Raw genomic sequence first — 12,338 nt, 5'->3', positions numbered from 1 at the left:
ATTACTTAGCTTTTTCAATGATTCTTACTAATCTCCATCTCTTACTCTTGCTCATAGGTCTAGTTTCTTGGATAAGAACTGTATCTCCTTCTGTGCATTCGTTGTTTTCGTCGTGTGCAGTATATTTTTTCGTTTTTAATACGAATTTACCGTACATCGGGTGTTTCACTCTAGTCGTCTCACTTACAACAATGGTCTTTTCCATTTTATTGCTGGAAACTATTCCGATTCTTTCTTTTCTTAAGTTTCTTTCCATAATGTATGAAAATCTTATTGTTGTTTGTTAGTTAACTCAGTATTTAGTCTTGCGATCGTTCTTCTCAAATCTCTGATTTGAATTGGATTTTCAAGTGGGCTGATTTTGTGAGCTAATTTCATTTTAGTGAATTCAGCTTTAGCTTCAGCCAATTTTGCTTGAATATCTTCAGCGCTTAGATTTTTAATTTCAGCTTGTTTCATTGTATTCAAAGATTATAGAGGTTTAACAAAATCGTTAGCAACTACAAATTTAGTAACTATCGGTAATTTTTGTGCAGCAAGTCTTAATGCTTCTTTAGCGATTTCGTAAGATACTCCTCCGACCTCGAACATAATTTTACCTGGCTTCACTACAGCTACCCAATATTCAACAGCACCTTTACCTTTACCCATACGTACTTCGGCTGGTTTTTTAGTAATTGGCTTATCCGGGAATATTTTGATCCATAGTTGACCTTCTCTCTTCATATATCTTGTAGCAGCGATACGAGCAGCTTCAATTTGTCTTGCAGTGATCCAAGCTCCTTCTGTAGCTTTGATTCCGAAAGTTCCGTAAGCAAGTTGATTACCTCTTTGAGCAATCCCCTTCATCTTCATCTTATGAACTCTACGGAATTTGGTTCTTTTTGGTTGTAACATAATTTCTTAAATTTTAGATTTTAGAATTTAGATTTTAAAAAAGTAACGGTCGTTTAAAAACTATCCTCTAAAATTTTATTAATTATTTTTTTTATCTCTTGAAGGTCTTCTGTTGTCTCTATCTCCTCTGTTTCCGCCTCCTGAAGGACCACCTTTCTTCTGTTGTCCTACTAATGGCATAAGATCTCTCTTACCGTAAACTTCTCCTTTCATGATCCAAACTTTAACTCCTAACTTACCGTATTGAGTAAGTGCTTCACCGATATGATAATCGATATCTGCTCTGAAAGTTGATAATGGAATTCTTCCGTCTTTGAAGTTTTCAGAACGAGCCATTTCAGCACCGTTCAATCTACCAGAGATTTGAACTTTGATACCTTCAGCACCCATTCTCATTGTAGAAGCGATAGCCATTTTAACAGCTCTTCTGTAAGAAATTCTGTTTTCAATTTGCTTAGCAATACTGTCAGCAACTAAAACTGCGTCAAGTTCAGGTCTTTTGATTTCGAAAATATTGATTTGAATATCCTTTTTAGTAAGTTTCTTCAATTCTTCTTTTAACTTGTCAACTTCCTGACCTCCTTTACCGATGATAAGTCCCGGTCTAGCAGTAGTGATCGTTACTGTTACTAATTTTAATGTTCTTTCAATATAAATTTTTGAAATCCCACCTTTAGATAATCTAGCTTCAAGGTATCTTCTGATTTTGTAGTCTTCAGCGATTCTGTCTCCATAATCTTTACCACCAAACCAGTTTGAATCCCATCCTCTGATGATACCTAATCTGTTACCAATTGGATTTGTCTTCTGTCCCATACCTTGATTAATTTTCTTTATTACCTAAGATTAGTGTAATGTGGTTAGATCTTTTTCTGATTCTGTGTCCTCTACCTTGCGGTGCAGGTCTTAGTCTCTTCAATTGTCTAGCACTGTCTACAAAAATTTCTTTAATGATAAGATTAGCTTCTTCGATATCAGCACCTTCGTTCTTTGACTGCCAGTTGGCCATCGCAGAAAGTAATACTTTCTCTAATTTGTTAGAAGCGTCTTTTTTAGAATATTTTAGAATGTATAAAGCTTTGTCAACTTCTACTCCTCTGATGATATCAGCAACTAATCTCATCTTTCTTGGAGAAGAAGGGCAATCATTATGTAATGCTTTTACTACATCTTGATTCGTTAATTTACGTGCTAATGCACTTTCTCTTTTTCTTGATCCCATGATTATCTACTTCCTTTGTTTTTGTTACCACCATGACCTCTGAAAGATCTTGTTGGAGAAAATTCGCCTAGCTTGTGACCAACCATGTTTTCTGTAACATAAACAGGGATAAAAGATTTCCCGTTGTGTACTGCAATAGTTTGTCCTACGAAGTCCGGAGAGATCATTGATGCTCTAGACCAAGTTTTAATAACTGTTTTCTTTCCAGCCTCTATATTTGCCTGAACCTTCTTATCTAAAGTATATGCGATGAATGGTCCTTTTTTAAGTGATCTTGCCATAATTATTTACGTTTAGATATGATATGACGGTTAGACGCTTTGTTTTTCTTTCTAGTTTTGTAACCTTTAGCAGGCATACCATTTCTAGATCTTGGGTGACCTCCAGATGAACGTCCTTCACCACCTCCCATTGGGTGATCTACAGGGTTCATTACTACCGGTCTAGTTCTAGGTCTTCTACCTAACCATCTGCTTCTACCAGCCTTACCTGAAACAGTTAACTGATGATCAGAGTTAGAAACAGATCCAATCATTGCATAACATTCAGTAAGGATCATTCTAGATTCTCCTGAAGGCAATTTGATGATTGCATATTTTCCGTCTCTTGAAGTAAGTTGAGCTGAAGAACCAGCACTTCTTGCTAAAATAGCACCTTGTCCAGGCTTCATTTCAACACAAGAAATAACAGTACCCAATGGAATGTTTTTCAATTTCATTGCGTTACCGATGTTCGGCTCTACGCTTTCTCCTGAAACTACCTTTTGATCTACTTTGATACCGTTTGGAGCGATGATATATCTCTTCTCTCCGTCAGCATACTCTAATAAAGCGATAAATGCAGTTCTGTTTGGATCATATTCTACAGTTTTTACCGTTGCTTCAACATCATGCTTGTTTCTTTTGAAGTCGATAATTCTGTATTTCTTTTTGTGTCCACCTCCGGTGTAACGCATGGTCATTTTACCAGTTTGGTTACGTCCACCTGACTTACTAATACCAACAGTTAGAGATTTCTCTGGTTTGTTAGTAGTAATTTCCTCAAAATTGTTTACAATTCTGAATCTCTGTCCTGGGGTGATAGGTTTTAATTTTCTAACAGACATTACTATTATTTATAATTAATAATTAATTTACAGCAAAAATATCGATTACTTCCCCTTCTGCAAGAGTGATAACCGCTTTTTTCAATTTGTTTGTCTTTCCTACTTGAAGACCTTTTTTCGTGTATTTCGAAGAAACTTTAGGCGCATAAATCATCGTTCTAACGTCTGCTACTTTTACACCATAAGCTTGCTCTATTGCATTTTTAATCTGGATTTTATTCGCCTTAGGTTGTACTAAGAAAGAATAAGCACCTCTTAAATCTGTAAGATAGTTTGCTTTTTCTGAAATAACTGGTTTAATAATTAGTGACATGATTTATTTCTTTAAATTTTCCTGGAATTTTTCAACTGCACCTTCTAAGAAAACGATCTCACCTGCATTGATTAAGTCATAAGAAGAAATTTCGTTGAATTTCATAACCTTAGTCTTAGGTAAGTTTCTTGAAGATAAATATACATTCTTGTTTGTATCAGGAAGAATGAATAAAGATTTAGTATCGTTTAATGCTAATGCATTCAAGATAGTGATGAAATCTTTAGTTTTAGGAGCAGCAATGCTCAATCCTTCTACAATTCTGATGCTGTTGTCTCTCATTTTCTGAGAAAGAACAGATTTTTTAGCTAATCTCTTAAGAGCTTTGTTCAATTTGAATCTGTAGTCTCTTGGCTTAGGTCCGAATACTCTACCTCCACCTCTGAAAGTTGGAGATTTAATATCACCGTATCTAGCAGATCCAGATCCTTTTTGTTTCTTAAGTTTCTTAGTAGAAGCAGTAATTTCGCTTCTTTCTTTTGATTTATGAGTCCCTTGTCTTTGTGCAGCAAGGTACTGTTTAACTTCTAAGTAAACCGCGTGCTTGTTTGGCTCAATACCGAATACAGATTCGTCTAGAGTTACTTTTTTTCCGGTTTCTTTTCCTGATGTATTTAATACTACTAGTTCCATTTTCTGATAATTACATAAGAATTTTTAGCTCCCGGAACAGCACCTTTTACTACTAAAAGATTTTGTTCTTGATCCACTTTTAATACTTGAAGGTTTTGTACAGTTACCTGCTTACCTCCCATTCTACCTGCCATTCTCATTCCTTTGAATACTCTCGAAGGATCCGATCCAGCACCGATAGAACCTGGAGCTCTAAGTCTGTTGTGCTGACCATGAGTAGCTTGCATTACACCTCCAAATCCGTGTCTTTTAACAACACCTTGGAAACCTTTACCTTTAGAAGTTCCTGTTACGTCAACAAATTCACCTTCAGCGAATAGTTTCACAGTTACATCTTCTCCTACTGTTACTTGGTCTACGAATTCTCTGTAGAATTCTACCAACTTAGCTTTAGGAGCTGAACCAGCCTTTTTAAAATGACCAGCTAACGCTTTACCAACGTTCTTCTCACTCTTGTCATCGAAACCTAATTGAACTGCTTTATAGCCGTCCTTTTCAATGGTTCTGACCTGTAAAACCGAGCATGGACCAGCTTGGATAACTGTACAAGGAATGTTTTTTCCTTCTTCGTTAAACAAAGATGTCATACCGATTTTTTTACCAATAATACCTGACATTATTTATATAATATGTTATAAAATTTCCTTGGATACACATTCATTTCGGGAAGGTTTGAGTAATTTCTACTTTTGATATAGGCATACTCTACCCCTAAAATGAGTGTGCAAATTTATGAATAATTTTCAAATTGACAAATTTTATTGCAAAATATTTTGATTTTTAGCAGTTTACAAAAAATCGGCAAACGCAGGGTGATTTATACAACAATTATTTATCAATTATTAAATTTATTTCGTAATAACAGAAACCCCTCTTTCTTCAAGTCCCCTTCTGTCTTCTTCTAAGATTCCGTCATCGGTTATCAGATAATCTATTTTATCCAGAGGAGCGATCTTTCCGAATCCTTTTTTATTAAGCTTTGAAGAATCTGCCAATATCACCACTTTCTCAGAACATTCAATCATAAGCTGATTAAGATGTGCTTCAGCAGCATTGGAAGTACTTATTCCGAAATCCAGATCAATACCATCAACACCCAGAAATAATTTATTGCATGAAAACTGCTTAAGAATAGTTTCCGAAATAGAACCAACAATGGAAGTAGAACTTTTTCTAACTTCTCCTCCCAACTGTATAATATTAATGTTAGGATTATTGCAAAGCTCAAGCGCCACCCTTAAAGAAGAAGTAAGCACGGTAAGCTGTCCAAAATTCACCAGCATTCTGGCAAGATAATGCATTGTTGTTCCGGAAGCCAATATAATACAGTCATTTTCCTGTATCAATTGCAAGGCAGCTTTAGCAATACTCTGTTTTGCTTCTACATTAATACTTTCCTTTTCACCAACATTCTTTTCATAAGCATACCTTACATATTTACTTGCTCCACCATGATTACGAAATAGCAATCCCAGACTTTCTAAATAGTTTAAATCCTTTCGAATGGTAACAGAAGACACATTAAATTTTTCACACAGATCCTGTACAAGCACATAATCTTTTTCATCTAAAACCTTTAAAATATCACTATGTCTTGCTATTAACTTTTCCATTGCATTAATTTCATCAAATTTATCACTTTTTTCCGACTTTTTAAAAATTTCATTTATTTTCTTTTTAGTTTCATTTTTAATTATTACTTTTGAAAACGAAACATAAACGAAGCATTATGAAACGAAATGAAGAACTCAATAAGTTAGCCAATACCCAGGAGTGGGATTTTATTGTTATTGGTGGTGGAGCTAGTGGCTTAGGTTCTGCATTGGACGCAACAAGCAGAGGATTTAAAACTTTACTGATAGAATCTCATGATTTTGCAAAGGCCACTTCCAGCAGAAGTACAAAACTTGTACACGGAGGGGTAAGATATCTTGCTCAGGGCGATATCGGATTGGTAAAAGAAGCTTTAAAAGAAAGAGGCTTGCTTGCACAAAACGCAGCACATGTTGTAAAAAATCAATCTTTCATTATCCCCAACTACACTTGGTGGGGCGGAATTTATTATAAAATAGGATTGTCTATCTATGATTTTCTTGCCGGAAAATTAAGCCTTGGAAGAACACAATATATAAGTAAGTCTAAAACAGTAAGCAAACTTCCGACTATTGAGCAGAAAAGCCTCATGAGCGGTGTTGTTTATCAGGATGGACAGTTCGATGACGCCCGTTTAGCAATTAATCTCGCTCAAACCATTATTGAGAAAGGAGGAAGTGCCGTCAATTATTTAAAAGTAATCAATCTTATTAAAAATGATGCTAATAAAATAATCGGAGTTGTTGCAGAAGATCAGTTTTCACAGAAGCAGTATAAAATTTATGCAAAGGTTGTCATCAATGCCACAGGAGTTTTTACTAATGACATTCTTAATATGAATAATCCTAAACACGGAAAATTTGTTGTTCCAAGTCAGGGGATTCATTTGGTTTTAGATAAATCTTTCTTAAAAAGTGATGATGCCATCATGATTCCAAAAACTTCAGACGGAAGAGTACTGTTTGTAGTTCCGTGGCACGACAGAGCTTTAGTAGGAACAACCGATACTTTATTGGAGAACGAAAGTTTTGAACCAAGAGCTTTGGAAGAAGAAATTAATTTCGTTTTAAATACAGCAAGACAATATCTTTCTAAAAAACCAACCCGAGAAGATGTAAAATCTGTTTTCGCAGGATTAAGACCTCTTGCAGCTCCAAAAGACGGAAGCAAAAGCACAAAAGAAGTTTCCAGAAGCCATAAAGTGGTTACATCTGATACCGGATTAGTTTCAATCATCGGCGGAAAATGGACAACCTACCGTAAAATGGCAGAAGACACCATCAACAAAGCCATGGAAATTCACAACCTGGGAATGACAACTTCTAAAACAGAAAAATTATCTATTCATGGTAATGTAAAAGCTGATCAGGTAGACAGAAGCAGTCATTTATATGTTTACGGTTCAGATATTCCTTCAATAAAAATGTTGCAAAACAGCAATCCTATATATTCAGAAAAGATTCATCCGGATCAGCCTTTCACAGTCGCAGAAATAGTATGGGCAGTAAGAAATGAAATGGCAGAAACAATAGAAGATGTTTTGGCAAGAAGAGTGCGCATGCTATTTTTAGATGCAAGAGCAGCGATCGACAGTGCACATAAAGTATCGTTGATCATTGCAGAAGAAAGAGAACTTTCAGCAGAATGGGCAAGCCAGCAGGAAAAAGAATTCATTGAATTAGCAAAAGGTTATTTATTAATACCCTACTCTCCTAAAAACAATCAACCATAAATATACACAGTATGAGTGAAAAATTGATCCTCGCTCTAGACCAGGGAACAACATCTTCTAGGGCTATTTTATTCAATCACAGCGGAGAAATTAAACATATCTCCCAGAGAAATTTTGAACAGATATTCCCGACTCCGGGTTGGGTAGAGCATGACGCGAATGAAATCTGGTCTTCTCAAATTTCCGTTGCAGCTGAAACCATTGCCAAAGCAGGTATTTCAGGATTAGAAATTGCAGCTATCGGAATTACCAATCAAAGGGAAACCACCATTGTTTGGGACAGAGAAACCGGAGAGCCCATTTACAATGCTATTGTCTGGCAGGACAGAAGAACATCCAAGTATTGCGATTCTCTGAAAGAAGAAGGCCATACGGAGATGATCAAAAAGAAAACCGGACTTGTATTAGATGCTTATTTCTCGGCAACAAAATTAAAATGGATATTAGATAATGTAGAAGGAGCAAGAGAAAAAGCCGAAGAAGGAAAATTATGTTTCGGAACCGTTGACACTTGGCTTGTATGGAAGCTTACCCGCGGAAAAATGTTCATCACCGATGTTTCCAACGCCAGTAGAACCATGCTTTTGAACATTCATACCTTAGAATGGGATGATGATCTGTTGAAATTATTCAATATTCCGAAAGCTATATTGCCACAAGTGAAACAAAGCAGTGAAGTGTATGGGGAAACTTCAACAACCTTATTTTCAACTAAAATTCCTATTGCAGGAATTGCAGGAGATCAGCAAGCTGCCTTGTTCGGACAAATGTGTACAACTCCGGGAATGGTTAAAAACACTTATGGAACAGGATGCTTCCTATTAATGAATACAGGAAAAGAAGCCGTAGAATCTAAAAACAATCTTCTGACAACTGTTGCCTGGAAAATTAATGGAGAAGTTAATTACGCACTGGAAGGAAGTGTATTTGTAGGCGGTGCAGCAATACAATGGTTAAGAGACGGACTTAAATTGATTAATTCAGCTGAAGAAATCAACACGCTTGCCCAAACCGTAGAAGATAATGGCGGAGTATATTTTGTACCGGCACTTACAGGTTTAGGAGCACCCTATTGGGATCAGTATGCGAGAGGAACCCTTGTCGGAGTTACCAGAGGAACAACCAACGGTCACATTGCCAGAGCTACTTTGGAAGGAATTGCATTTCAGGTATATGATATTGTAAAAGCCATGGAAGCAGATTCCGGAACACCCAGTCTGGAGCTTAGAGTTGATGGAGGGGCTTCTGCGAGTGATTTATTAATGCAGATTCAATCCGACCTTTTTGGGTTTAAAATTACACGACCAAAAACATTAGAAACAACAGCACTAGGTGCAGCTTATCTTGCAGGTCTTGCCGTTGGATATTGGAAAAGTGTAGATGAGATCCAGTCTCAATGGATCGTTGGCAAAGATTTTCATCCAAAATTGGACAAAGAGAAAGCCGATAATATGATTCATTTCTGGAATAAAGCGGTAAAGCGCTCTCAAAACTGGATCGAAGATTAAATTCCAAACTCACTTAAAAAAATACACATATGACTCCATTTATTGCAGAAGTAATTGGCACAATGCTTCTTATATTATTAGGCAACGGCGTTGTGGCCAACGTTGTTTTGAAAGATACTAAAGGAAACAATTCCGGATGGATTGTTATTTCTACCGCTTGGGCACTGGCCGTTTTTGTAGGCGTTCAGGTTGCCGGCCCAATTAGTGGCGCGCATTTGAATCCGGCTGTTACGATTGGTTTGGCTGTAGCAGGAAAATTTTCGTGGGATCTTGTTCCAACATACATTGCAGCCCAAATGATCGGAGCAGCATTAGGAGCATTTCTTGTTTGGCTATTTTATAAAGATCATTTTGCGATCACCGAAGATGAAGGAGGTAAGCTCGCTTGTTTCAGTACAGGACCGGCAATCAGGAAAGTTTCTTCAAATTTTATTAGTGAAACGATCGGAACTTTTGTACTTGTTTTTGTAATCTTCTATTTTGCAGATCCTAGCCTTTCTTTACACACCGATACTACAGCAAAAATAGGATTAGGCTCTATCGGAGCAGTACCTGTTGCTTTCTTAGTTTGGGCTATCGGTCTTTCATTAGGTGGAACTACAGGTTACGCCATCAATCCGGCGAGAGATCTGGGGCCAAGAATTATGCACTCCATTCTTCCTATTAAAGGAAGCAGTGATTGGGGATATGCATGGATTCCTGTTGCCGGACCTATTTTTGGAGCCATTTTAGCAGCTCTTCTCTATGGAGCATTAAACTAAACTAAAAAATTTAAACAATGAAAAAACTTTTAGCAAGTTTATGCCTGATAACATTGGGCATAGGAAAGCTTTTTGCCCAAGAGGTAGCAGAAAAGCAGGAAGATAGCAGACTGGATTTTACAGCAAATATTCAAAATAACCATCTCTGGAGAGGTTTAATTATAACGGATAAACCTGTTGTGATGGGAAATCTTTCTTACGCTCTGGATTCAGAAAAAAAATGGAAAGTCGGAATCTGGGGAGCCTCTGCTCTCGCTGACGATAAAGACGGAACCCATTATAAAGAGATCAATTATTATGTTCAATATTCAAACGGACGGTTTTATATTGGGCTATGGGATTTATTTAATTCCAGAAACATCAATACGGCAGTTGCATCAGAAGATATTTTCCATTATTCTAACAGAAGAACGGCACATATTATTGATTTAAGGACTAATTACACTTTCGGGCCTTCATTTCCAATTAATATTGAAGCAGACATCATGCTTTACGGAGGAGCCAATGCAGGAGAAGTTGTATTAGAACCGGACGGAAGCTATAAAAAGAATAAATATTCTACCTATGTACAGGTGAGCTATCCGGTGATATCTGGTAAGAAAGTAAATCTGGATGCTTTTGTTGGTGCCGGGTTCGCCCTTAATGACCAAACTTTTCTTTATGGAAACGGAAAGAATAGTTTCGACATAGTGAATGCAGGAATTAAAGCCACTAAAACTGTTAAAATTACAGATCATTACAGTCTTCCTGTTTCTATGATGGCTATGTGGAATCCTTCGAACAAGTACGCAAGGATCCAGCTAGCTGCGACTGTATTTTAAAATAAAAATTGTTAGTAATTTACAAACCATTCCAATTTTGGGATGGTTTTTTGTTTTGAACTTTTTATATCAACCACAAAAGAGACAAAAGTTTTTATTGACCGTTTTAAAGTTTAACTATTTTGAGAATAAAAGCTTGCAAAATAATAAAAATCGAAGATTTTTTAAACTTATGTGTACTTTTTAACAGAATGAATTTTAGCTTAAGAAACTAAAGTATTCAAACTTTTGTGCCTTTTGTGGTTAAAATTTTAATTCCAAAAGATTTTCACCGATAATTGTGCTTGCTGCATGCAATCACCGTGTTTTTACGGTTTAATTTTTGCTCTAATATGTTTAATTTTGAGAAAAAAATATGAAAAAGGTTTTCAGCTTATTTATTTTATGCATCAGCATTTTATCTTTTGCTCAGTCTAAAGCTCCTTTTACAGGAAAAAGAGATTTCAATATCCTTGAAGGCTACAGTGGGACAGGAACTCCTGCTTATTACGTGGATGTAAAGAAAAGCGGTGATGTTTATTTTGGTTTTGTACAGGTTAATCAGGCCAGTGGAGAGGAAACCAAAGAAGAAATAAATGCAGGAAAGTATAGCCCAAAAGTTATGAAAGTTCATTTTAAAACTTATAATGAAACTTTTTTCGTAAAATTCGATAAAGAGAAGATCTACATGACAGATGAAAAAGGAAACATTTCAAAATCTGAAGACTGTTGTTCGGTTTCGGAAACAGAAAATGGAAGTTGTATTTGTGACAGCCCATTTTATCAATAATGAAAATTTTAAAAATAATATTCATTCTTTTTCTTGTTGCTTCCTGCAATAAGAAAGATGACCATTCGTATACGTTCTATTACTGGAAAACGAAACTTTCATTAGATCAGAAAGAGAGAAAAGCTTTAGATAAAGCTACCGTTCCTTATTTATACACCCGATTTTTTGATGTTGATAAAGTTGAAGGGAAATTTCAGCCAATTGCTGTTATTACAAAAGACAAAAGCTTCCAGACCTACAAAAAAATTGTTCCGACCGTTTTTATAACGAATCGGACTTTGATAAATATTTCTCAGGATGAAATTAAATTTTTAGCTCAAAAAATCAATCAATTAGTTCAAAAGAAAACGACAGAATATCATTTAAATGTTAATAATGAAATTCAGATCGACTGCGACTGGACTGCCGGAACACGCGATGATTATTTCACATTTTTAAAAGAATTAAAAAAGATCTCAGGAAAACAAATTACCTGCACGCTCCGCCTTCATCAGGTGAAAGATAAAAGCCAGACCGGAATTCCACCAGTTGAAAAAGTTTATCTGATGTGCTACTCTACTTCTTCGCCGTTGGAAAATGCCGACATCAATTCAATTTTGGATGTAAATATTTTGAAAAGCTATCTTTCGAATATTGAAGATTATCCGATAAAGAAAATTGCGGTTGCTCTTCCGATCTATTCTTGGGGGATTGTCACCAATCATTTGGGAAAACACAAACTTATCAATGCCTTATCTAAAGAAGATTTAAACAATCCTAATTTTCAGAAAATATCAGAAAACAAAATTGAGATCGAAAAAGACGGATTCTACTTCGGAAATTATCTTAATAAAGGTTTCAAAATAAAAATTGAAGAGATCTCTGATGAACAGCTACAAACCGTTGTTAATTTCTTAGAGAAAAAAATACCGCAGTTCAATATTATTTATTATCAATTAGATAGTAAATTTGTTATTAATCAGAATTTTAATTTCTAACACAAGC

At 35.9% G+C, this 12,338-nt stretch carries 17 protein-coding genes; 6 read left to right on the top strand and 11 right to left on the bottom strand.

Translation table 11 applies throughout. The annotated features are described in order from the left end of the window. Position 1: 1 nt before the first annotated feature. From rpsQ to BT156_RS03800, 11 genes are all read right to left on the bottom strand, one after another. Positions 2-259: a 30S ribosomal protein S17 gene (gene rpsQ, locus BT156_RS03850; protein WP_052186088.1), complete on the bottom strand. Its 258-nt coding sequence runs from the start codon at positions 257-259 to the stop codon at positions 2-4. A gap of 11 nt (positions 260-270) precedes the next feature. Then, entirely contained in the window at positions 271-459 is a 189-nt protein-coding gene (rpmC, locus tag BT156_RS03845) for a 50S ribosomal protein L29 (RefSeq protein WP_066752868.1), read from the bottom strand. A 12-nt stretch (positions 460-471) separates the two neighbouring features. Next, positions 472-897, bottom strand: a complete 426-nt coding sequence (gene rplP / locus BT156_RS03840; RefSeq protein ID WP_066752872.1) for a 50S ribosomal protein L16 — start codon at positions 895-897, stop codon at positions 472-474. A gap of 78 nt (positions 898-975) precedes the next feature. Next, entirely contained in the window at positions 976-1,713 is a 738-nt protein-coding gene (gene rpsC / locus BT156_RS03835; protein ID WP_054512045.1) for a 30S ribosomal protein S3, read from the bottom strand. 7 nt (positions 1,714-1,720) lie between these two features. Beyond that, positions 1,721-2,119, bottom strand: a complete 399-nt coding sequence (rplV, locus tag BT156_RS03830) for a 50S ribosomal protein L22 (RefSeq protein WP_066752878.1) — start codon at positions 2,117-2,119, stop codon at positions 1,721-1,723. A gap of 2 nt (positions 2,120-2,121) precedes the next feature. Next, positions 2,122-2,400, bottom strand: coding sequence for a 30S ribosomal protein S19 (gene rpsS, locus BT156_RS03825; protein WP_050378485.1), 279 nt, complete (start codon positions 2,398-2,400; stop codon positions 2,122-2,124). 2 nt (positions 2,401-2,402) lie between these two features. After that, positions 2,403-3,224: a 50S ribosomal protein L2 gene (gene rplB / locus BT156_RS03820; RefSeq protein WP_034702846.1), complete on the bottom strand. Its 822-nt coding sequence runs from the start codon at positions 3,222-3,224 to the stop codon at positions 2,403-2,405. A 22-nt stretch (positions 3,225-3,246) separates the two neighbouring features. Beyond that, entirely contained in the window at positions 3,247-3,537 is a 291-nt protein-coding gene (gene rplW / locus BT156_RS03815) for a 50S ribosomal protein L23 (protein WP_047442263.1), read from the bottom strand. Between the two features lie 3 nt (positions 3,538-3,540). Further along, positions 3,541-4,170 carry a 50S ribosomal protein L4 gene (rplD, locus tag BT156_RS03810; protein WP_072407371.1) on the bottom strand — a complete coding sequence of 210 codons (630 nt, stop codon included), beginning with the start codon at positions 4,168-4,170 and terminating at the stop codon, positions 3,541-3,543. Then, positions 4,161-4,787, bottom strand: a complete 627-nt coding sequence (gene rplC, locus BT156_RS03805; protein WP_072407369.1) for a 50S ribosomal protein L3 — start codon at positions 4,785-4,787, stop codon at positions 4,161-4,163. The genes rplD and rplC overlap by 10 nt, the downstream gene beginning before the upstream one ends. Positions 4,788-5,018: 231 nt before the next feature. Then, the gene (locus tag BT156_RS03800; RefSeq protein WP_072407367.1) at positions 5,019-5,783 is read right to left on the bottom strand and encodes a DeoR/GlpR family DNA-binding transcription regulator; all 765 of its coding nucleotides are present in this window, start codon (positions 5,781-5,783) and stop codon (positions 5,019-5,021) included. Between the two features lie 116 nt (positions 5,784-5,899). Here BT156_RS03800 and BT156_RS03795 point away from each other — a divergent pair, with 116 nt between their 5' ends. From BT156_RS03795 to BT156_RS03770, 6 genes are all read left to right on the top strand, one after another. Further along, positions 5,900-7,495 (top strand): glycerol-3-phosphate dehydrogenase/oxidase, encoded by a 1,596-nt coding sequence (locus tag BT156_RS03795; RefSeq protein WP_072407366.1) that lies wholly within the window; start codon positions 5,900-5,902, stop codon positions 7,493-7,495. An 11-nt stretch (positions 7,496-7,506) separates the two neighbouring features. After that, complete coding sequence (gene glpK, locus BT156_RS03790; protein ID WP_072407364.1) at positions 7,507-9,003, top strand: glycerol kinase GlpK; 1,497 nt, start codon at positions 7,507-7,509, stop codon at positions 9,001-9,003. A 29-nt stretch (positions 9,004-9,032) separates the two neighbouring features. Then, positions 9,033-9,764 carry an MIP/aquaporin family protein gene (locus tag BT156_RS03785; RefSeq protein ID WP_072407361.1) on the top strand — a complete coding sequence of 244 codons (732 nt, stop codon included), beginning with the start codon at positions 9,033-9,035 and terminating at the stop codon, positions 9,762-9,764. Positions 9,765-9,781: 17 nt separating this feature from the next. Next, complete coding sequence (locus BT156_RS03780; protein ID WP_072407359.1) at positions 9,782-10,585, top strand: hypothetical protein; 804 nt, start codon at positions 9,782-9,784, stop codon at positions 10,583-10,585. Between the two features lie 355 nt (positions 10,586-10,940). Then, positions 10,941-11,354 (top strand): hypothetical protein, encoded by a 414-nt coding sequence (locus tag BT156_RS03775; protein WP_072407357.1) that lies wholly within the window; start codon positions 10,941-10,943, stop codon positions 11,352-11,354. After that, the gene (locus BT156_RS03770) at positions 11,354-12,331 is read left to right on the top strand and encodes a hypothetical protein (protein WP_072407355.1); all 978 of its coding nucleotides are present in this window, start codon (positions 11,354-11,356) and stop codon (positions 12,329-12,331) included. Before BT156_RS03775 ends, BT156_RS03770 begins: the two co-directional genes overlap by 1 nt. The last annotated feature ends 7 nt before the right edge of the window (positions 12,332-12,338 follow it).

The sequence above is a fragment of the Chryseobacterium limigenitum genome (assembly GCF_900114875.1).
GTDB classification, from domain to species: domain Bacteria; phylum Bacteroidota; class Bacteroidia; order Flavobacteriales; family Weeksellaceae; genus Chryseobacterium; species Chryseobacterium limigenitum.
This window is presented reverse-complemented; position numbering and strand designations above follow the sequence as displayed.